Source organism: Weissella fangxianensis, from assembly GCF_024718545.1.
Lineage (GTDB): Bacteria > Bacillota > Bacilli > Lactobacillales > Lactobacillaceae > Weissella > Weissella fangxianensis.
In genome coordinates this window covers 1-20,836 of the sequence record NZ_JAMXDB010000014.1, presented here as the reverse complement: position 1 = coordinate 20,836, position 20,836 = coordinate 1, and the positions used below count along the sequence as shown (strand labels likewise).

Sequence of the window (20,836 nt, the reverse complement as noted above, 5' to 3'; positions counted from 1 at the left end):
GATTTTTAGGGTATGATAAGGGAAATATAGAAAGGAAATATTGATATGCGACAGTATTTTGATGATGAATTAGCAGACTTGGATACATCCTTTAAAGAAATGGGGTTGCTTGTATCTGAGACTTTGGATGAAGCTGTTCAAGCATTTCTAGATCATGACCGCGTTGTCGCACAAGAAATTATTGATCGTGACAAAGCAATTAACCAACGTGAAATTGCTATTGAGAAGAAAAGCTTTGAAATGATTGCTTTGTATCAACCCGTGACAACTGACTTACGTGAAATTATGACGGTTCTAAAAGCAGTATCTGTTTTAGAGCGTATTGGGGATAATGCGCGAAATATTGCCATATCAACGATTCACGTTAAGGGGAACAAGCGTGTCGCAGAAATTGAAGAAACTATCGGTAATACGGGAACAGTTGTTGCTAGGATGGTTTCACAAGTATTGGATTATTATGTTAATGATGACGCCGTTGCTGCTGAAAGTATTTCTGAAGTAGCTTCAGGGGTTTCAGAGACGACTAGACATATCCGTGAGCTGGCTATTGAAGCTAGTAAAGCCGACCCAGAACAAGTGACTGCGGCAACAGATTACTTAGCTGTTGCTGGCTATTTAAAGCGTACATCAGACTACGTAACTGACATTGCTGAATGGATTATCTATAAGAGAACAGGAAAAATTGTTGAGCTAAATCCTGGAACATCTTCATTTATTTAACGACTTATAAAGTAAGGAACAGTGGACCGGCATTTTGGTTCACTGTTTTTACTATTTCAGTTAAAATAAACATGAATGGAGGGTACGGATGCAAACAGTAACGAAGGTGACACATCAGCGGCGTAAGGGGCGTTATAATATCTATTTAGATGATGAATATGCCTTTGCGGTTGATGAAAAAATATTAATCTCGTATAACTTATTTAAAGGTACGACCCTAGATGAAACGGCTATTGATGAAATCAAGACAGCCGAATTTAGCCAAAAGGCTTATACGAAGGCACTACTTTATGCAACTGGTCAAATGCGGACAAGTCAGCAAGTTTCTCGTAAACTGAAAGACCAAGGTTATGACTGGGCGACAGTTAAAGATGTGGTACAGCGTTTGCAAAATGATCATGTCCTTGACGATGAGACATATGCTGAAACGTTTGTTGATCAGGCTAAGTCCGCCGGTAAGTTGGGGCCACGAGGCGTTAAATTTAAATTACAACAAGCAGGTATTGATCAATTTGTCATTGAAGATGCTTTAGTGGCTTACACAACGGATGATCAAAGAGATGCATTGGCGGAACGCGTGGCGTCTTTATTGGAAAAAAACGCGCGTCACTCAAAGCTTTTAGCAGAACAAAAAACACAGCAAAAACTGTTACAACAAGGTTTTAACCAACATTTGATTCAGCAAGCGATTAGTGAGTACCGGGAAAATGAAGCATTTGATACTGATCAAGAGTGGGAAAATCTAGATCGAGATGCGACAATAGCAGCTGATCGTTATGCATCTCTTAGTGGCTGGGAATTTAAAACAAAAGTTAAAGCGGCCATGTATCGTAAAGGATACAATTTGAATTTAGTTGATCAATGGCTAAAGCAGAGCGATTAAGTTGACAGTGTTTTTTGACGGCGCGCGTGATACAATGAAATAGAAAAAAATTTGGTGAAATTCACAGAAAGCTCAAGATAATGAAAGATAGTCGATTACCACGTGAAGGCGACTTCGTAACTATTAAGAGCTACAAGCATGATGGGAGTTTACATCGGACTTGGCGTGACACAAGGGTGTTGAAAACCAGTGAGAATGCAATTATTGGCTTAAATGATCATACATTAGTGACCGAAGATGACGGTCGCCGATGGGTGACACGGGAACCGGCAATCGTTTATTTTCATCGAAAGTATTGGTTTAACATTGTTGCTATGATACGAGAGAATGGTGTGTCGTACTATTGTAACCTGGCATCACCATTTGTGTTGGATAAAGAAGCGTTGAAGTATGTCGATTATGATTTGGATGTGAAAGTTTTTCCAAATGGTGAGAAACGTTTGTTAGATACAGACGAATATGAATTACATAAAGCACGTTGGCGTTATCCGGCAGATGTTGATTATATTGTGCGTGAGCATGTCAAAATCTTAGTCGATTGGATCAACAATCAGCAAGGGCCGTTTTCCGATGCCTATATTGACTTGTGGTACCGACGTTATTTAGAAATTAAACGTCGAAATAGTCAACAATAGTTGTCATAATATAAATAAAAAGACTGAACCATGCGATGGTGCCAGTCTTTTTTGTTGTCATTGACAATGATAGCGTTGATTCTTGAGCTATTGAAACAAATGATAATATTCGTTATACTAAATTGTTAAGAATTTTAAAAATAATATAAAATAATAAAAAGGCGATTAATTATGGCATCATTAAAAGAAGCAACGCAAACTCGGCGTACATTTGCTATTATTTCTCATCCGGATGCTGGTAAGACGACAATTACAGAGCAGTTATTAAAACTTGGAGGAGTTGTCCGTGAGGCTGGTACGGTTAAGGGACGTAAAGGAAACTTTGCGAAATCTGACTGGATGGAAATTGAGCAAAAGCGTGGTATTTCTGTTACATCATCCGTTCTACAATTTGATTTTGACGGTAAACGAATTAATATTTTGGACACCCCAGGACACGAGGATTTTTCTGAGGATACTTATCGTACATTAATGGCTGTTGATTCAGTTATCATGGTAGTCGATTCAGCAAAAGGAATTGAGCCACAAACTAAGAAATTGTTTGAGATTGTTAGCAAGCGGCACATTCCTATTTTTACTTTTTTCAATAAGCTTGATCGCGATGGTCGTGAACCATTGGATTTAGTAGATGAATTAGAAACCACGCTAGGTATCAATGCTTATCCAATGAATTGGCCAATTGGTTCGGGTCAAATTTTAGCTGGATTATTTGATCGTTACCATAACAATGTGGAAATTTATCGACCAGCTAGTGAATCAGAACGCTTTTTACCACTTAATGATGAGGGTGTTGATCTAGCCGAGCCAAATGCTATTCAAGAGAATTCATTATGGGATGATACACGTGATGAAATTGAGATGCTCCAAGATGCGGGAAATCAATTTGATGAAGCAGCCGTCATGAATGGTAAGCTAACACCAGTTTTCTTTGGTTCAGCGCTACGTGGATTTGGAATCGAGACATTTTTGCAAACTTATATGCAATTTGCGCCAGCACCAGGAGCGAAAAATACCACTACTGGCGAAGCAATTGCACCTGAAAATGAGCAATTTACAGGTTTTGTTTTCAAAATTCAAGCAAATATGAATCCAAATCATCGTGATCGCATTGCCTTTTTGCGGATTGCTTCAGGGAAATTTGAGCGTGGTATGGATGTCACGTTGCAACGGACCAAAAAGAAAATTCGGCTTGCTAATGTGACCCAGTTTATGGCTGATACACGTGAAAATGTTGAAACTGCCTATCCAGGCGATATTATTGGTATTTATGATACGGGAAATTTCCAAATTGGTGACACGATTTATGCTGGTAAGCATGAAGTTGCTTTTGAAGAGCTACCAACATTTACACCCGAACTATTTATGCGTGTGCATGCTAAAAATGTCTTGAAGCAAAAATCATTCCATAAAGGTGTGACGCAATTGGTTCAAGAAGGAACGATTCAAATGTATACAGCTTGGGATTCAGGGGACTATATTATTGGTGCTGTTGGTGCCTTGCAGTTCGAAGTTTTCCAATTCCGTATGGAAAATGAATACAATACTGAGGTCTCATTAGAAACGATGGGGCCAAAGATTGCTCGTTGGATAAGCCCAGAGCAATTAGATCCAAAAATGGCATCGTCACGAAACTTACTTGTCCGTGATCGCTATGAAAACCCAGTCTTCCTATTTGAGAATCAATTTGCGGAGCGCTGGTTTACAAATAAGTATCCGGATGTTGAATTGGAGGCCAAGCTATGACATTAATGTTACCTGTTATGCCAACTAATTGGCTGATGGGCGCATTGATATTTGCCGTGGTATTATTAATGCCTACAGCAGTTTATTTTGCTGGTCATTCGGCATTAAGGCGGTTTCCAAAATTATGCAATGCCTTACATTGGTTGTTTGGGGCGTATTTAATTTATTTAATTGTTGCTGGCTTGGCAACTTTGTTAATTAGCTAAAAATTTAAACACCTGTGAGCAATAAGCGAACGTCTAGCTGGTTCGTTTATGCTCATAGGTGTTTTTTGTTATTTAAAATATTAAAAAATAATGAACTTTATTTGTTTTAAATTAGATTGCTAGGTTATTTTTTCTAATATATCATTGACATTTACTAGTTAAAAAGATTAAACTGCATTCAACCTTTAAATTTAAAAACATGTTTCGTATGAGTGGATTTGTTGTTAAGTTTAAAAATAATAAAAAAGAGGTGGTCAATATGAAGTACGGAGTTATCGGTGCAGGCGCAATGGGTTATAGGTTTGGGATCATGTTACAAAAGAACGCCGATGTTGACGTTGACTTTATTGACACTTGGGAGCCTAATGTTGAAGCAGTTCGTGAACAAGGCGGTGTTTCTGTCGCCCGTGATCATGAAAATCGCCATATTGAACCCATTGATATTTTTTATCCCGAAGAATATACAGGACATCCTGATGTATGGATTGTTTTTAAAAAGCAAATGCAACTGGCAGAAGAGTTAAAACGTGATGCTGCGGCAGGAATTTTTCATGATGATCAGTATGTTTTTTCTGCAATGAATTGCATGGGACATTTTGAAAAGATTGCCCAATATTTTCCTAAAGACCATATTTACTGTGGGACAGCAATGATTGCAACTCGCTTAGATGGTCCGGCGAACGTTGACTTTATGGGTGCCGAAGGAACTGAGGAGATGCATATTGCTAAATATGATCAGGGAGCAGCCGACGATACTTTTCAGGCCGTGGTCGCTGATTTGAAACAGGCAAGGTTAAACCCGGTGGTGGTTGATGAATGGTTGGGCATGTGTATGTCAAAGGTCGTCTTTAACGCAGTGACCAATACACTATGTACGATGTTTGAAATGCAGATGGGACAATTTATTGAGTATGATGGTGTTAGAGAAATGTCTAAACAGTTGTTTGATGAGGCTTATGATGCCTGCGAGCGAGCTGGAATCTATTTGATCGCAACAAGACAGGAACAAGTTGATTCAGTCATTACGGTTAGCCGAGAGTACAAATATCATTATCCTTCGATGTATCAAGATTTCTCAAAAGGACGGCCAACTGAGGTAGATTATATCAATGGATATATTGCAAAAATAGGGCGTGAGCATGACTATGTTTGTCGCACTCATGAATTTGTTGTGCATGAAGTACATATGGCAGAAATGATGCGCAAATATCATCAAGTTCAGGAAAATGTGGCAGATTAGTCTGTCGCGTATTAAAATTAATACATTTTAAATGTAAAGGGGTTGGAGCAATTATTTTGTCCCAATCCTTTTCTATTGGGAGTGGCACTAGTATAATGGGGCAAATTGTCGGTATGCAGGGAGTATGTTAAAATAAACCTAACAATGAAAAAGGAGAGACATTGATGGATAAACAAGAAATGGATCCCCATGTTCAAAATGGGCTATATGGTACCCCTGAACTTAATCCTGAGGAAAAGCATCAATACTTAGGTAATTTTCGTGAACGCATTTACGCATTACAGACGCGTGAGACTGTTGGTGATAGTCGCTATCTGCCAGCGTGGGAACAGCAATTAGAGGCTCATCCTGACGCGGTTCTTTATTTAAATGGACATATCGATAGTGATGTACTAAATAAGTATATGAAATTAGCGGCTAAACATCAGTCGAAATTCACATTAAAAACAGATGCAATTTATGATCAATCGGATGTTGTGGTGGTTCTAGCAGCCCATTCAGCAGTTCATCAGGAACCAATTTCGATTGAGAAAACTGTTGCGGGTGATGAAGACAGTCAAGATAGTGACAATCAGACCAGCTCTAAAAAGCCTTGGTATAAAAAACTATTCAGTTAAATCATTGATCAAAGGAGGTTATTCGGATGCAACAGCCATTGGCTTACCGCATGCGCCCACGCAATATCAGTGAAGTTGTTGGTCAGCAACATCTGGTAGGTGAAGGGAAAATTATTAATCGGATGGTAACAGCCAAAATGTTATCATCGATGATTTTATATGGCCCTCCTGGAACAGGAAAGACTAGCATTGCTAGTGCGATTGCTGGTTCAACAAAGTATGCTTTTCGTATTTTAAATGCGGCAACCGATACCAAAAAGGACTTACAAATCGTAGCAGATGAGGCCAAAATGTCTGGTACGGTTGTGTTGCTGCTAGATGAAATTCATCGATTAGATAAAACCAAACAAGATTTCTTACTGCCACACTTAGAAAGTGGCCGTATTGTCTTGATAGGTGCAACGACAGAAAATCCTTATTTAACGATTTTGCCAGCTATTCGTTCTAGAACCCAGATTTTTGAAGTGAAGCCATTATCTGAAACTGATATGCAGTCAGCCGTTGACCGTGCTTTGTCGGATAAAGAACGTGGCTTAGGTGATTTTGCGGTTGACTTAGATGAAGATGCTCGGCAACAATTGATTTACGCAACGAATGGTGATCTGCGATCAGCTTTGAACGGACTCGAACTGGCTGTTAAGTCAACCAACCCAGATGAAAATGGGCGGGTACACATTACGTTGCCAATTATTGAGGAAACTGTCCAGCGTAAAGCAATCACAGCAGACAAGAATGGTGATGGACATTATAATGTTATTTCTGCCCTGCAAAAATCTATTCGTGGTAGTGATGTAGATGCAGCACTGCATTATTTATCACGGTTGATTGAGGCAGGAGATTTGCCAATTATTGCTAGGCGCTTGCAGGTAATTGCTTATGAGGATATTGGTTTGGCCAATCCAGCAGTGGCTGCTCGTGCTGTGACTGCGATTCAGACTGCTTTGCAGCTTGGTTTTCCAGAGGCGCGTATCCCGTTAGCTAACGCCGTCATTGAACTGGCATTATCGCCTAAATCTAATGCGGCGATTACAGCAGTTGATGCTGCCATCAGCGATGTTAGAAAAGGTGCGACTGGCGATGTGCCAGCTCATCTGAAGGATTCACACTATTCAGGGGCTAAGCAATTAGGCCATGGAGTAGATTATGTGTATCCTCATGGACATCCTGGTGACTGGGTACCTCAGCAATACCTACCTGATAAGTTAATGGGGTCAAGTTATTTTAAGCCTGCTGGTAATTCTAAAGTGGAACGAGCTTATAAGGAACAATACGCTAAATTAAGAAAAGCGCAACATGATGGGCTAAAGGGAAAGTAAATGATTGATTGGATAAGTTGTGTGTCAAGTCTTTCATTTTAAGCAATTGTTAGTATAATAAACATATAGATGAATTCCTTGGGCGTACGCGTAATTCTACCATCTGTAGTTGCTTTACAACCTTTTTGCTCGGGGATGTCGGGAAGCCGCTACAACATGCTGTTTCACTCAGTAGTTGTACAAGGCGGACTTATTCACCCACTTTCCTTTAATCGGAGCCAACTCAGTCGAATTTACTAACGGCGCCAATCAAGTGTTCATAGTTTCTCAAATTTTTTATATTTTGAGGGGCATCAGTCGTTCATTTTCGATAAGTAAATCGAAGGTGGACGGCTTTTTTATTAGTTAAGAAAAGGAATAAAATGATGGTTATTGGACTTTATATATTGTTTACCGTAATCGTAGGTGGTCTTGGTATTTATTTGCTGATGCACCAACAGGGCTTTCTTGGGATTTCTGCCCGGCAGGCTAAACAACCAGCACGGTGGTTTGGTTGGTTGTTTACGATTGATGCAGTTTTATTATTAATAAGTACTTTTTTAACAAATGGGGCGGCTTTGCCAGGCGGAATTTTTGTTATCATTGCAACTTTGTTAACAACTGTATTGGCAATTGTGGTAGTTCGTCTTTTATTTAAATAATTTCTATATATCACGAAAGATAAAAAGAAACGTGATTTATGTGAAAAAATGTGATAGATGCGTTATAATAAGGGTGTAGAAAAAGTCGCATATGGTCAATCGGACAGGGGGAACTGTTATGGCTGATGTAAAAGTAAACTACAAGAATATATTGGTGCCAGTTGATGGATCTAAAGAAGCTGAGGCTGCATTGGATCGTGCTATTAAGGTAGCTAAGCAGAATGGGGCAGACACAAATTTGCACATTCTTCATGTTATCGATACGCGTTCATTCCAAAATGTCACTGACTTTAGAACAACAATGGTTGAACAAGTTGCTGGTACTGCAAAGAAGACATTAGATGCTTATTTGCAGAAGGCTAAGGATGCTGGTGTTGAGAACGTTGATTACTCAATTGAGTATGGTTCACCTAAGGATGTGATTGCAACACAAGCACCAGCAAAGTATGCCATTGATTTGATTATGATTGGTGCTACTGGTCTAAATGCTATTGAGCGTTTGTTAATTGGTTCTGTTACTGAGTTCGTTACACGTGTTTCAACGGTTGATACGTTAATCGTTCGTCACACAGCAGAAGAAGACGAATAGTATTTTAATTAATATGTAACTAAGGCTGAGATAGAATTTCTATCTCAGCTTTTTTGTGCTTGAGATATGTTGGAAGGACTATTATTTTTAGTTAGTATGAATATCTGGTACAATGAATATATTATTGACAGTTTATAAGGGATGGAGAGCGCAATATGAGTGAATCAAAACTAAATTTGGTAGCATCAACATTGACAAATAGTTTGGGAACAACAATTATTGGTCACGTGGCGTCAGAGAATGTTGTGATCACTGTTAAGTATGCCAACAATGATGTTGATACAACGACTTCAGATAAAAGTGGTAGTTTTGTGATTAAGGTACCGGCCGAAAATACGGACAGCGAAGTTACGTTGTCAGCCACTCTTCCTGACCGGTCAGAAAAAGAAGAAATCACATTGGCTATCGATCAGCCAGCGCCAGTAGTCACGGCAGTTATTTCTACGCAAAACGGCCAGCGATTACTTGAGGGACGCGTTGATCAAGCTGATGTCGCTATTTCTGTACATTTTGTTGGCGATGAACATGTGATTTCATTACCCGTTGACAACGGGTTGGAGTTTGAGCTAGTTTTACCAGATGAAGTTTTGCCAAGCCAGATTGAAGTCCATGCAACGAACCAACAAACTGGTAAGACTGGACGAACCATCGTTGGTCTAGGTGTGACATCGAAAACAGTGGCTATGCCAGCCTTAACAGATGAAATGATTGCCGAATATGTGCATAACGAAGAGGTTAAACATGAGGCAAAAATTGCAGAAAGTCAACAAGCAACTGATGAGATGAAACCTGATGAAACAGTGGTCAATGCAACATCAGTAGCTGCAACTAGTGAAGAAACTGTAGCTGATGAAACCCCTGCGGAAGATGTCCAAGCGGTGACGGAAACTGAAACCGTCGAAAAACCTGACGATACAACAACTGAATCACGTGTTGCGCGTCGTAAGCATGGGGGTATTAGAGGATTTTTTGCCCGTCTTTTCGGCCGGAAAGGTTAATTATTACAACATAAATGAATCATTTAACAAAAAGTTAACATTTATTAATGTAATTGTGACATTGTCATTAAAGTCGTAAAGCTATCTGTGATAGAATATTATGGTTTGAGGAAAAGAAAGGTAAATCATAATGCATAAACGACAAATTACGATGATTATTGGGATTATGGCAGTTGCAGCGTTGGTTGCTGTTTTTGCAATCGTGTTTAATAGTACACCACATGAAAAAGAAGCGGTCGCAGACACTTCATCACAAAGTTCTAAGACGGTTGATAAGAAAAAACAATCAACAAGCCAGAGTAAGCAAAAAGCAGCATCGAAAAAAGACGCTGCCAAGTCTTCAAGTTCGACTGACGTAGAAAGAAACTCTGGATGTCAAGAAATTGCTTAAAGGGCAAAGCAATGTACCTGATGTCGTTTCAGTTAATCAAAAGGGTAATGAGTTAACGGTTGTGTTGGCGGATGACGGGACACAGTCACTTAATGATTTTATGAAGGCTTATGCTAAGGCAACGACGCTTGTTTTAAAATCAGCTAAGGAGCAATCAAAAATTAGTGCAGTGACAGTTGCTCGCCAAGTGAAGCTAGAGGATGGTTTAGAATATGCTGTCGCTGGTAAGTGGCAAAATGATCAGTTGACAGCGATTAATAAATTGGCTGTTGATCCAGCAATTAAGGATGTCTTGTTAAGTGCTAGTCATTATTCAATCGGTGGTTCTGTTTGGGATTCGTTTTCGCAACAACAGAAGAATGATTATCAAAATCACCAACAAGGTGGTCAGGTTGAAGCAACCGACAATGGCTTTAACAAATGGGTCCAAGCTGGTATCGAAAAGAATAAATAATTTAAAAGGTAGCTATGTTAGCAAACTTTTAATAGATGAAAAGGTCGAAGCCAATTCCAATTATGGAAGACTTCGACCTTTTATAGTTAAATGTCATGTTTAGTTGAATAGCATTGAATAAATTGAAATATACATGAGTGTGGCACCAACTAGGACGAATAGGTGCCAGTAAACATGGCTAAGCGGCAGCTTAGGGATGAGGTATAAGAGTGCCCCTAGGGTGTAAGTGATACCACCAGCCAATAACAGGTAAAACGCGAAAGGGGTTAGTGCTGCGTGCAAGGCTGGGAACGCAAGGACGATCAACCAACCCATGACAACATAGATAATGACCGATAACCAGGGCCAACGACCAACAAAAAATAAGTCGTAAACAAAGCCTAAAATAGTGCATAATAGAATGGTCCCCCAAATGGTCCAACCAACTTTATGTTCTAAAAATAACCAGGTATAAGGGGTATAACTACCTAGGATGACGAGATAAATGCCGGAATGATCAAGGAATTGGAAAATTTTACCTGCTTTGGTAAAAATAAGCGCATGAAATAATGTGGATGCAAGCAAAAAACTAATGATTGATGTCGCATAAATAGCTAAAGCAACAATGGTAAAAGCTGAAAAATGATGTTGCACACTATTGACTATTAGCAAAGTTGAACCAATTATTGCGGCGAGGACACCAATGCCATGGGTAACGGCATTTAAAGTTTCGTATGTAATGAGATAACGCCGATTTTCGTTTGTTAAAGTAGGCATGGGTTATCGGTTCTCCTTTCGTAAGTAAGAAAAGTAGGAATTTTGTTAAATTAATTATTATGATTATCATAACCGTTACATCTAGTTTTGTAAACTAAATAAAACGGTTGTGGGAAATATGTGGGGTTTTAGAAATGTTAATGACGGTAATACAAGGTATGATGATTGGCTTTGCTTTCGTAGCACCAATTGGCATGCAGAATTTGTATGTATTTAATAATGCACTGACAAATTCTTTTCGACGTTCGTTGATGTACGTGTTGTTTGTGTGGATTGCGGACTCGTTATTTTCGTTAGCCGCCTTTTTTGGAATGGGCGCTATTATTAGTTCAGTGACTTGGTTGCGCTTAGTTGTCATGATTGTTGGTGGTTTGCTAGTGCTTTGGATCGGCTGGGGAATTCTTCGCAGTGCAGATAGTGTGCAACTAAATACACAAAAAAATGAATTACCAGTAAAGCAAGCGATTGTGTCAGCCTTTATTGTTTCATGGGCAAATCCACAAGCTTTAATTGATGGTAGTTTGATGCTGGGGGCCTTACGTGGTACGTTGGCAAAAGATGCGGTTTGGCCATTTATTATTGGGGTGGTTATCGCAACTTTTATTTGGTTTAATACAATCACGATTGTCATGAATTTACTAAAGGAACGTTTACCTAAAAAAGTATTGGTTTGGGTCAATATTGTATCTGGATTAATTGTATTAGTTTATGGTGCTTATCTATTAGTACAAGCATTACTGGATATTTTCTAAATGAAATAATTGGCTAGTATCAGCCATATGGCAGAGTCCAGGGTTGATTTTGTGACTTTATCATTGTAAAATTGCCTTTATAGCAATGCACTAGAGAGTATAAGTAACGTGACTAACAGCGACAAAATCATTTTGGTGTAAGATTTTGAGGATGATTACTTAGAAGGTAACTAGTGGGCTTTACTGATGAACGATGAAGTAGTCGGTAACGTGAGGACGCGTTAAGTCAAAATGAGATAGAGAAATAGCTCTAATTCAGGTGGTACCGCGATAATTTCGCCCTGGACATACAGACAATGTATGTCCAGGGCTTTTTTAATGGACAACAATGAAAAAGAGTGATTAAACAAGGAGTTAGGTTATGCGAGAAATTGATATGCCTGGTAAGTATAATCCATCAGCTGTTGAGGCTGGTCGTTATGACAAGTGGGTGCAGGAAAAACGATTCAAACCATCAGCGAATAAGAAAGCTCGTCCTTATTCAATCGTTATTCCACCGCCAAATGTTACTGGTAAGCTGCACTTAGGACATGCTTGGGATACAACCTTACAGGACATGATTATCCGTCAAAAGCGTATGCAAGGTTTTGATACATTATGGTTACCAGGTATGGACCATGCTGGAATTGCCACGCAAGCGAAGGTTGAACAACGATTAGCGAGGGAAGGTATCTCACGCTATGACTTAGGTCGTGAAAAGTTTGTTGACCAAGTTTGGGACTGGAAAAATGAATATGCGTCAACGATTAAATCACAATGGGGTAAGTTAGGCTTGTCATTAGACTATGATCGTGAAAGATTTACTTTGGATGATGGTCTATCAGAAGCTGTTCGTAAGGTGTTCGTGACCCTTTATGAAAAGGGCTTGATTTACCGTGGTGAATATATCATCAACTGGGACCCAAAGGCCCGGACTGCTTTGTCAGATATCGAAGTTATTCACCAAGATGATGAAGGAGCTTTCTATCATGTGCAATATCCATTTGTGGATAAAGAAACCACTTATCAAGGTAAGCACTATATTGAAATAGCCACAACGCGTCCAGAAACAATGTTTGGGGATGTGGCTGTAGCTGTTCATCCATCTGATGAACGTTATAAGGACTTGGTTGGTAAAAAGGTACTTGTACCGTTAGTTAACCGTGAAGTTCCGATTGTGGCTGATGAATACGTTGATCCTGAGTTCGGTTCGGGAATGGTTAAAATTACACCAGCTCATGATCCAAATGATTTTGGCGTTGGTAATCGCCATAATTTGGAACGCATCAATACCATGAATGAAGATGCTTCAATGAATGAACATGCTGGTAAGTATGCTGGTATGGACCGTTTTGATGCTCGTAAAGCAATGGTTGCTGATCTGGAAGCTGGTGGTTGGATGCTATCAGTAGAGCCAATTGTTCACGCAGTTGGTCACTCAGAACGTACGGGTGTCCAAGTTGAATCACGTTTATCAACACAGTGGTTTGTTAAGATGAAGCCATTGGCTGAACAAGCATTGGACATGCAAAAGTCAGATGATCGGGTCGATTTCTACCCACCACGTTTTGAAGGTACCTTTACTCGTTGGATGGATGATATCCATGATTGGGTTATTTCACGTCAATTATGGTGGGGACACCAAATTCCAGCATGGTATCACAAGGAAACTGGTGAGATGTATGTTGGTATGGAAGCACCAGCCGATGCTGAAAATTGGGAACAGGACTCTGATGTGTTGGATACATGGTTCTCATCAGCCTTGTGGCCATTTTCAACAATGGGTTGGCCTGATACAGACGCAGAGGACTTCAAACGTTACTTCCCAACTGATACATTGGTTACGGGATATGACATTATTTTCTTCTGGGTTGCCCGCATGATGTTCCAATCAAAGGAATTTACTGGTCGCCGTCCATTTAAGAACGTTTTGATTCACGGTTTGATTCGTGATGAGCAAGGGCGTAAGATGTCAAAGTCATTGGGAAATGGTATTGACCCAATGGATGTCATTGAAAAATATGGTGCTGATGCCTTGCGTTGGTTCCTAGCTACTGGCTCAACGCCAGGACAAGATGTGCGTTTTTCATATACAAAGATGGATTCAGCATGGAACTTCATCAATAAGATTTGGAACGCATCTCGTTATGTATTAATGAACTTGACAGATGATACGAAGGCTGAATTACCAGCTGATAAGAGTAAATTGTCATTAGCTGACCAATGGATCTTATCACGTTTGAATACAACGATTGCCGCAGTAACTAAGAACTTTGATAAATTTGAATTTGGTGAAGCTGGTCGGACGTTATACAACTTTATCTGGAATGATTTTGCAGATTGGTATATCGAAATGACCAAGGAAACATTAAATGGGGATGACGTTGCGGCGCAAACAACGGTACAGTCAATCTTGACTTACGTACTAGATAATACATTGCGTCTGCTACATCCAATTATGCCTTTCGTTACTGAAGCTATCTGGCAAGAAATGCCACACGAAGGTGAGTCAATCGTGACAGCAGCTTATCCAACAGTTAACGAAGACCTAGCTAATCAGCAAGCTGAGACGGACTTCAATAGCTTAATTGACTTAATCAAAGCAGTTCGAACAATTCGTACAGAAGCGAATGCACCAATGTCAACGACAATTGATGTGTTGATCAAGACGGCTGATGAAAACTTACAACGTATTTTCAAGGAAAATGCTGATTATATTAACCGTTTTGTAAAGCCAAAGAATCTTCAAATTGCTGCAGATATTGTTGCACCTGATTTAGCAATGACTCAGATTATTACTGGTGCTGAAATTTATGTACCATTAGCTGAGTTAATTGACTTAGATGAAGAAATTTCACGTTTGCAAGACGAGGTCAAGAAATTCCAAGGCGAAGTCAAGCGTGCTAATGGTAAATTAAGCAATGAAAAGTTTGTTAACAATGCGCCTGAAAAAGTTGTTGCTGCTGAGCGTGAAAAGTTAGCAGATTGGGAAAATAAGTTACAAGCAACGCAAGATCGTTTGACACAATTGCAAGCAGCAAAAGCATAGTTAATCAATACTTGCGATTAAACATATTTAAGTGTATACTTACGTATATTGTGAATAACGAATTTAAGCGGTTCGTCGTTACAATGCAGTAAATTACACAAACAGAAGCGCCATCTACATTGTAGACGGCGCTTTTGTTTATCATGGAGTGAACGGGGTCCAAAATGGCAAAAATTGAAACGGTTAGTGATGCAATTGACTATATTCATAGTCGGCATAAATGGACGAAAACACCAACGTTTGAACGTTTAAATACAATACTAGCGCGTTTGGGACACCCTGAACAACAATTAAAGTATGTCCATGTAACGGGTACGAATGGTAAGGGATCAACCAGTAAGATGATTGCGCAACTATTACGTGCCAGCGGTTTAAAGGTTGGCTTATTTACGTCACCATATATTTTAAAATTTAATGAACGGATTCAAGATGATCGAGGCAATATAAAAGATGCTGATTTATTAGATTTGGTACAAAGATTGGCGCCAATTGTTGAACAGCTGGACATAGAGCTACCAACTGGATTAACAGAATTCGAAACATTGACAGTTTTAATGTTTATGTATTTTACAGAGCATCCAGTGGATGTAGTTGTGTTAGAAGTAGGTGTTGGCGGTACCTGGGATTCAACAACGGTGATACCGGATAAAATAGCCGCTGTGATTACGACGGTTGGTCTAGATCATATGCATGTTTTAGGGAACACGATTACTGAAATCGCTACCCAGAAAGCTGGCATTATTCAAAAACAACGTCCGTTGATTGTGGGTCGATTGCCTAAAGATGCCAATCAAGTGCTCAATACTGTCGCCACTGCTATGGGAGCGCCCATTTATCGATTGGGACAACAGTTTCAAGTGACGAGCTTAGCTGCAGGGGATGAATGGGGCGAATCATTTCAGGTTACTGGGTCGATTAATTACCAAAATTTATTTGTGGACTTAATCGGTAAATATCAAATTGATAATGCGGCGGTTGCCATCCAAACGGCTCAGATTGTAGCAAAATATTTTAAGCGTTCATTAACAGCAGCAATGATTGGCTCAGCGTTAGAGACAGTGACGTGGCCGGTACGTTTTGAAAAAGTGGCTACTGATCCAGAGATAGTATTGGATGGTGCTCATAATGAACCTGGTGTCAGGGCATTAGTAGAGACCTTACGAACAAGATTCAGTCACCGACGAGTTCATGTTTTGTTTGGTGCGTTGTCTGATAAGAATTATCCGAAAATGTTGCAACTATTAGCTGAATTGCCAAACGTTGCGTTACATGTGGTTGGTTTTCAAGGCCCTAATAATCGTCAGCCAATCAAGCCTAATGAGGTACTTGAACAAACTGCTATGGCTGATTTAATGATGCATAAAAACTGGCAGCAAGGTTACCAAGTGGTCCGTGCGGGAATCCAACCGGATGATTTGATTTTATTTACAGGATCTTTGTATTTCGTTTCTGAAGTCCGGCAAGCCTTTGCGACAACGAACGAAAATGTTGGCGAGTACTAGCACCTGTTGCATTGTTTTGGTACAGTAGACAGAGGAATGAGAGTGGGCAGAATGGAATTTTCTGACCTAAGATGGAGTAATAGATATGATTATTTTGCAAGCAAGCAATGTTGCCCGTCGTTTTAACGGGGTCACATTTTTTGATAATATTTCCATGCAAGTCCAAAGTAAAGGTCGTGTTGGCTTGGTTGGACGTAATGGTGCTGGAAAGTCAACTTTATTAAAGATGTTAATTGGTGAAACAACACCTGATGAAGGTGAAGTTTCAATGAAAAAAGGCATTCGGTTAGCTTATTTAGCACAAAACTCTGGCCTGGATTCTGATTTATCAGTTTATAATGAAATGCTAACGGCCTTTGCTGATGTCATTGCGTTGGAAGAACGTATGCGACAAATGGAAACTCAAATGGCTACCATGACGGATTATGAAAGTGATGCTTATCAAGAATTGTTGACTGCGTATGATCAGGCACAACATGATTTTAATGAAAAGAATGGTTATGGGTATGATGCAACTATCAGATCTGTTTTACATGGTTTTGGTTTTGACGAAACTTTTTATGACCAGAAAATTGCGGCCTTGTCTGGTGGGCAACGGACACGGTTAGCAATTGCAAAGCAACTATTAGAGACACCCGATTTGTTAATTTTGGATGAGCCGACCAATCATTTGGATATGCAAACGTTGGCCTGGTTAGAACAATATCTTAAAAATTATCAAGGCGCCTTGTTGATTGTATCCCATGATCGTTATTTCTTGGATCGCGTGGTCACGGAAATTTATGATATGCATTCTGGTCAATTAGATCACTATAAAGGTAATTATAGTGATTTTATGGAACAGAAAGCCGCTAAGGTACTACAAGAACAAAAAGCATATGATAAACAACAAGCTGAGATTGCAAAACTAGAAGATTTTGTGAAACGTAATATTGTACGCGCGTCAACAACCAAGCGCGCACAATCACGGCGTAAACAATTGGCTCGGATGGATCGTATTGAAGCGCCTAAAAATGAATCTGGCGTTGCTCATATTCAATTTGTGGCTGATGAAGATTCAGGTAATGAAGTGCTACGAGTCAACGATGTGAAATTAGGCTATGATATGACGCATGTTTTAGCTGAAAATGTTAATGTTGCTGTCGATAAGCAACATGCAGTTGCCTTGGTGGGTCCAAATGGCATTGGTAAATCAACCTTTATTAAGACAATTTTGGGCAAACTTCCTTTGTTGGCCGGCCAAATAAAAATTGGCGCGAATGTCACTGTTGGGTATTATGATCAAGAACAACAAACGTTAGACAATAAAAAGTCAGTGATTGATACGATTTGGGATGAACATCCCAAAATGCCTGAAAAGGATGTCCGTTCAATTCTTGGTTCATTTATGTTTTCAGGTGAATCAGTAGAAAAGTTAGTTGCTGCGCTATCAGGTGGTGAGCGCGCGCGTTTGTTATTGACCAAGCTGGCGTTGGAACATGCAAACTTTTTGATTCTTGATGAGCCAACTAATCATTTGGATATTGATTCACGTGAAGTACTAGAAACGGCATTGAATGAATATAATGGGACAATTTTTTTCGTTTCGCATGATCGTTACTTTATTAATGAAGTTGCGACGGAAGTAGTTGAATTGTCACCATCAGGTACGCGTTTCTTTGACGGTGATTATGATTATTATCTTGAAAAAACTGCTGATGAAGTGGATGCTAAGGGAAAAACAGATGAGCAAGCAACTAATGTTGCAACATCAAATAAGCCAAAACAGACTTTATCAAGAGCTGCCTTGAAAGATCAACAACGTGAACAACGTCGTTTAGAACGAGCGGTAACGGCATTAGAAGATAAAATGGGGACGCTTTCTGATGAACATGACACGTTAAATCAAGCATTAAATGATCCAGAGAATGGGTCTGATTTAACAAAATTAACTGAAATTTCTGAAAAAATTGCGGATCTTGATGCGCAGATAGCAGAAATTGAAGACCAATGGACTGAAGCAAGTCTTGCTTTGGAAACATTTGTCGCTGAAAAATAAATAGTTAGCATGTAAGGCTCGAAATCTGTGAAAACATTGGCGGATTTCGGGCCTTTATGCGTCTTTTGGGTAAGGTTAATAATCGTCAAACTGGTTTTAACAAAAGTTTGCAAATGATTAGTTATGTGTTATTATTAATAGTGTCAGTTAGCACTTTGACTTAAAGAGTGCTAATAAAAAGAAAAAAACAACCTGTGGAGGTCAGATAACATGTTGAAACCATTAGGAGATCGTGTTGTATTGCAAGTATCAGAAGCGCCTGAGCAATCAGTTGGGGGAATTTTATTAGCTTCTAATGCACAAGAAAAGTCAGTTACAGGAAAAGTAGTCGCTGTTTCTACGCAGACGGTTGGCGACTTGACAGCACCAGTCGCTGTTAAAGAAGGCGACAGTGTTATTTTTGATAAGTTCGCTGGTAATGAACTTAGTGTTGATGGGGTTGATTATTTGGTTGTCCACGAAAAAGATATCGTGGCAGTGTTGTAATTAAAATAATTAATAAAATAGAGGGTAGTAAATATGGCAAAAGATATTGAATTTTCAGAAGATGCACGTGCAAAAATGCAAGCAGGTGTTGATAAGCTAGCCAATACAGTAAAAACAACAATTGGTCCTAAGGGACGCAATGTTGTGATTGAACAAGGCTACGGCGCACCTACTATTACAAATGATGGTGTGACGATTGCTAAGGCAGTTGAACTAGAAGATCACTTTGAAGATATGGGTGCTAAGCTAGTTGCCGAAGTTGCTTCAAAGACTAATGATATTGCTGGTGATGGAACCACAACTGCGACAGTTTTGGCACAAGCCATTATTAATGAAGGTATGAAGAACGTGACTGCTGGTGCTAATCCAGTTGGTGTTCGTCATGGTATTGAGTTAGCAACCGCAGCGGCTGTGAAGTCATTGCATGAGTTATCAAAGACGGTTTCAACTAGAGAAGAAATTACGCAAATTGCTTCAGTTTCTGCTGCTAACGAAGAAGTCGGTAAGTTAATTGCTGAAGCCATGGAAAAAGTTGGTAATGATGGTGTAATTACTATCGAAGAGTCAAAGGGTATTGAAACAACGCTAGATGTTGTTGAAGGAATGCAGTTTGACCGTGGTTACATGTCACAATATATGGTTACTGACAATGATAAGATGGAAGCCTCATTGGATAATCCATATATCTTGATTACGGATAAGAAGATTGGAAATATTCAAGATATCTTACCTGTATTACAAAGTGTTGTTGAACAAGGCCGTGCTTTGTTGATCGTTGCTGATGATATTACTGGTGAAGCCTTGCCAACACTTGTTTTGAATAAGATGCGTGGTACGTTTAACGTTGTTTCTGTTAAGGCACCAGGCTTTGGTGATCGTCGTAAAGCCCAACTTGAGGATCTAGCTATCCTAACTGGCGGAACTGTCATTACTGATGACTTAGGCTTGAGTTTGAAAGATACAACGATTGATCAATTAGGACAAGCAGCTAAGGTTACTGTGACAAAAGACAATACGACAATTGTTGAAGGTAGTGGTAATGCTGCAACAATTAAAGAACGTGTGGAAGTTATTAAGGGACAAATTGCTGAGACAACCTCTGACTTTGATCGTGAAAAGTTGCAAGAGCGCCTTGCTAAATTAGCTGGTGGTGTTGCTGTGGTCAATGTTGGTGCGGCAACAGAAACTGAACTTAAAGAACGTAAGTACCGTATCGAAGATGCATTGAATGCAACCCGTGCAGCTGTTGAAGAAGGCTTTGTTTCAGGTGGTGGAACTGCCTTGGTCAATGCTATTCCAGCTGTTGCTGAGCTTTCTGAAGATGGTGATGTCCAAACAGGTATCAACATTGTTAAGCGCGCACTAGAGGAGCCCGTTCGTCAAATTGCAGAAAATGCGGGTGTTGAAGGTTCAGTGGTTGTTAACCAACTAAAGAATGAAGAAATTGGTGTTGGCTATAACGCTGCCACGGCTGAATGGGTTGATATGATTGGTGCTGGTATCGTTGATCCAACCAAGGTTACTCGTTCAGCTTTGCAAAACGCTGCCTCTGTTTCAGCATTGTTGTTAACAACGGAAGCCGTTATTGCTGATCAACCTAAGGATGATGCGGCAGCAGCCCAAATGCCAGCTCAAGGCGGCATGCCAGGTATGATGTAAGCAGTTAACTGCTTACAAAAGAGAGCGAGACAAAAGGCGCTTTGAAAAAGGTGTGTATGAACTGAACCCCGTAAGTTGGAGTAATTTCCAAAACTTACGGGGTTTTACTATGTTTTCAAAAGAAGTACAAATTGAAGCTGTCACAATGTATCTACAAGGTATTCCGCCTTATAAAATACGGA

Annotated in this window: 20 protein-coding genes and 1 other annotated feature; of the genes, 19 read left to right on the top strand and 1 reads right to left on the bottom strand. The window is 39.7% G+C overall.

The features are described 5' to 3' along the window. Positions 1–45 precede the first annotated feature (45 nt). The 13 genes from phoU (at position 46) to NGR58_RS05390 (ending at position 10,433) form a co-directional block, all read left to right on the top strand. Positions 46–720, top strand: coding sequence for a phosphate signaling complex protein PhoU (gene phoU, locus NGR58_RS05450; protein WP_258088601.1), 675 nt, complete (start codon positions 46–48; stop codon positions 718–720). Between the two features lie 88 nt (positions 721–808). After that, positions 809–1,603, top strand: a complete 795-nt coding sequence (locus NGR58_RS05445) for a RecX family transcriptional regulator (RefSeq protein ID WP_258088600.1) — start codon at positions 809–811, stop codon at positions 1,601–1,603. 80 nt (positions 1,604–1,683) lie between these two features. Continuing rightward, a complete protein-coding gene (gene ntdP, locus NGR58_RS05440) occupies positions 1,684–2,238 on the top strand; it encodes a nucleoside tri-diphosphate phosphatase (RefSeq protein WP_258088599.1) in 555 nt (184 codons plus the stop codon). Positions 2,239–2,409: 171 nt separating this feature from the next. Continuing rightward, positions 2,410–3,981 carry a peptide chain release factor 3 gene (locus tag NGR58_RS05435; protein WP_258088598.1) on the top strand — a complete coding sequence of 524 codons (1,572 nt, stop codon included), beginning with the start codon at positions 2,410–2,412 and terminating at the stop codon, positions 3,979–3,981. Continuing rightward, on the top strand, positions 3,978–4,187 hold the full coding sequence (locus NGR58_RS05430) for a hypothetical protein (RefSeq protein ID WP_258088597.1): 210 nt from the start codon (positions 3,978–3,980) through the stop codon (positions 4,185–4,187). Before NGR58_RS05435 ends, NGR58_RS05430 begins: the two co-directional genes overlap by 4 nt. 259 nt (positions 4,188–4,446) lie before the next feature. After that, positions 4,447–5,427, top strand: coding sequence for a ketopantoate reductase family protein (locus NGR58_RS05425; protein WP_258088596.1), 981 nt, complete (start codon positions 4,447–4,449; stop codon positions 5,425–5,427). Between the two features lie 164 nt (positions 5,428–5,591). Further along, entirely contained in the window at positions 5,592–6,044 is a 453-nt protein-coding gene (locus tag NGR58_RS05420) for a YueI family protein (RefSeq protein WP_258088595.1), read from the top strand. A gap of 26 nt (positions 6,045–6,070) precedes the next feature. Then, positions 6,071–7,360, top strand: coding sequence for a replication-associated recombination protein A (locus tag NGR58_RS05415; RefSeq protein ID WP_258088594.1), 1,290 nt, complete (start codon positions 6,071–6,073; stop codon positions 7,358–7,360). Positions 7,361–7,722: 362 nt separating this feature from the next. After that, positions 7,723–8,001 (top strand): hypothetical protein, encoded by a 279-nt coding sequence (locus NGR58_RS05410; RefSeq protein ID WP_258088593.1) that lies wholly within the window; start codon positions 7,723–7,725, stop codon positions 7,999–8,001. A gap of 118 nt (positions 8,002–8,119) precedes the next feature. After that, the gene (locus NGR58_RS05405; protein ID WP_258088592.1) at positions 8,120–8,590 is read left to right on the top strand and encodes a universal stress protein; all 471 of its coding nucleotides are present in this window, start codon (positions 8,120–8,122) and stop codon (positions 8,588–8,590) included. 155 nt (positions 8,591–8,745) lie between these two features. Continuing rightward, positions 8,746–9,588 carry a hypothetical protein gene (locus tag NGR58_RS05400; protein ID WP_258088591.1) on the top strand — a complete coding sequence of 281 codons (843 nt, stop codon included), beginning with the start codon at positions 8,746–8,748 and terminating at the stop codon, positions 9,586–9,588. Between the two features lie 130 nt (positions 9,589–9,718). After that, complete coding sequence (locus tag NGR58_RS05395; protein ID WP_258088590.1) at positions 9,719–9,979, top strand: hypothetical protein; 261 nt, start codon at positions 9,719–9,721, stop codon at positions 9,977–9,979. After that, positions 9,972–10,433, top strand: a complete 462-nt coding sequence (locus NGR58_RS05390) for a hypothetical protein (protein WP_258088589.1) — start codon at positions 9,972–9,974, stop codon at positions 10,431–10,433. The genes NGR58_RS05395 and NGR58_RS05390 overlap by 8 nt, the downstream gene beginning before the upstream one ends. A gap of 99 nt (positions 10,434–10,532) precedes the next feature. Here the strand turns inward: NGR58_RS05390 and trhA are convergent, their stop codons facing one another. After that, on the bottom strand, positions 10,533–11,189 hold the full coding sequence (gene trhA, locus NGR58_RS05385) for a PAQR family membrane homeostasis protein TrhA (protein ID WP_258088588.1): 657 nt from the start codon (positions 11,187–11,189) through the stop codon (positions 10,533–10,535). A 134-nt stretch (positions 11,190–11,323) separates the two neighbouring features. Between trhA and NGR58_RS05380 the strand changes: the two genes are divergently transcribed. The 6 genes from NGR58_RS05380 to groL all read left to right on the top strand — a co-directional run bounded on the left by NGR58_RS05380 (position 11,324) and on the right by groL (position 20,654). Beyond that, positions 11,324–11,941 carry a LysE/ArgO family amino acid transporter gene (locus tag NGR58_RS05380; RefSeq protein WP_207649838.1) on the top strand — a complete coding sequence of 206 codons (618 nt, stop codon included), beginning with the start codon at positions 11,324–11,326 and terminating at the stop codon, positions 11,939–11,941. Between the two features lie 76 nt (positions 11,942–12,017). Further along, positions 12,018–12,228 (top strand) — a binding site (T-box leader). A gap of 74 nt (positions 12,229–12,302) precedes the next feature. Beyond that, positions 12,303–14,969, top strand: coding sequence for a valine--tRNA ligase (locus NGR58_RS05375; RefSeq protein ID WP_258088587.1), 2,667 nt, complete (start codon positions 12,303–12,305; stop codon positions 14,967–14,969). A 164-nt stretch (positions 14,970–15,133) separates the two neighbouring features. Next, positions 15,134–16,471, top strand: coding sequence for a bifunctional folylpolyglutamate synthase/dihydrofolate synthase (locus NGR58_RS05370; protein ID WP_258088586.1), 1,338 nt, complete (start codon positions 15,134–15,136; stop codon positions 16,469–16,471). An 85-nt stretch (positions 16,472–16,556) separates the two neighbouring features. Continuing rightward, entirely contained in the window at positions 16,557–18,509 is a 1,953-nt protein-coding gene (locus NGR58_RS05365; RefSeq protein WP_258088585.1) for an ABC-F family ATP-binding cassette domain-containing protein, read from the top strand. A 210-nt stretch (positions 18,510–18,719) separates the two neighbouring features. Then, entirely contained in the window at positions 18,720–18,995 is a 276-nt protein-coding gene (locus NGR58_RS05360) for a co-chaperone GroES (protein WP_258088584.1), read from the top strand. 33 nt (positions 18,996–19,028) lie between these two features. Then, positions 19,029–20,654, top strand: a complete 1,626-nt coding sequence (groL, locus tag NGR58_RS05355; protein WP_258088583.1) for a chaperonin GroEL — start codon at positions 19,029–19,031, stop codon at positions 20,652–20,654. Positions 20,655–20,836: the final 182 nt, after the last annotated feature.

Coding starts and splice junctions, on each gene's coding strand:
- phoU (WP_258088601.1), top strand. CDS start 46: ATGCGACAGTATTTTGATGATGAATTAGCAGACTTGGATACATCCTTT.
- NGR58_RS05445 (WP_258088600.1), top strand. CDS start 809: ATGCAAACAGTAACGAAGGTGACACATCAGCGGCGTAAGGGGCGTTAT.
- ntdP (WP_258088599.1), top strand. CDS start 1,684: ATGAAAGATAGTCGATTACCACGTGAAGGCGACTTCGTAACTATTAAG.
- NGR58_RS05435 (WP_258088598.1), top strand. CDS start 2,410: ATGGCATCATTAAAAGAAGCAACGCAAACTCGGCGTACATTTGCTATT.
- NGR58_RS05430 (WP_258088597.1), top strand. CDS start 3,978: ATGACATTAATGTTACCTGTTATGCCAACTAATTGGCTGATGGGCGCA.
- NGR58_RS05425 (WP_258088596.1), top strand. CDS start 4,447: ATGAAGTACGGAGTTATCGGTGCAGGCGCAATGGGTTATAGGTTTGGG.
- NGR58_RS05420 (WP_258088595.1), top strand. CDS start 5,592: ATGGATAAACAAGAAATGGATCCCCATGTTCAAAATGGGCTATATGGT.
- NGR58_RS05415 (WP_258088594.1), top strand. CDS start 6,071: ATGCAACAGCCATTGGCTTACCGCATGCGCCCACGCAATATCAGTGAA.
- NGR58_RS05410 (WP_258088593.1), top strand. CDS start 7,723: ATGATGGTTATTGGACTTTATATATTGTTTACCGTAATCGTAGGTGGT.
- NGR58_RS05405 (WP_258088592.1), top strand. CDS start 8,120: ATGGCTGATGTAAAAGTAAACTACAAGAATATATTGGTGCCAGTTGAT.
- NGR58_RS05400 (WP_258088591.1), top strand. CDS start 8,746: ATGAGTGAATCAAAACTAAATTTGGTAGCATCAACATTGACAAATAGT.
- NGR58_RS05395 (WP_258088590.1), top strand. CDS start 9,719: ATGCATAAACGACAAATTACGATGATTATTGGGATTATGGCAGTTGCA.
- trhA (WP_258088588.1), bottom strand. CDS start 11,189: ATGCCTACTTTAACAAACGAAAATCGGCGTTATCTCATTACATACGAA.
- NGR58_RS05380 (WP_207649838.1), top strand. CDS start 11,324: ATGTTAATGACGGTAATACAAGGTATGATGATTGGCTTTGCTTTCGTA.
- NGR58_RS05375 (WP_258088587.1), top strand. CDS start 12,303: ATGCGAGAAATTGATATGCCTGGTAAGTATAATCCATCAGCTGTTGAG.
- NGR58_RS05370 (WP_258088586.1), top strand. CDS start 15,134: ATGGCAAAAATTGAAACGGTTAGTGATGCAATTGACTATATTCATAGT.
- NGR58_RS05365 (WP_258088585.1), top strand. CDS start 16,557: ATGATTATTTTGCAAGCAAGCAATGTTGCCCGTCGTTTTAACGGGGTC.
- NGR58_RS05360 (WP_258088584.1), top strand. CDS start 18,720: ATGTTGAAACCATTAGGAGATCGTGTTGTATTGCAAGTATCAGAAGCG.
- groL (WP_258088583.1), top strand. CDS start 19,029: ATGGCAAAAGATATTGAATTTTCAGAAGATGCACGTGCAAAAATGCAA.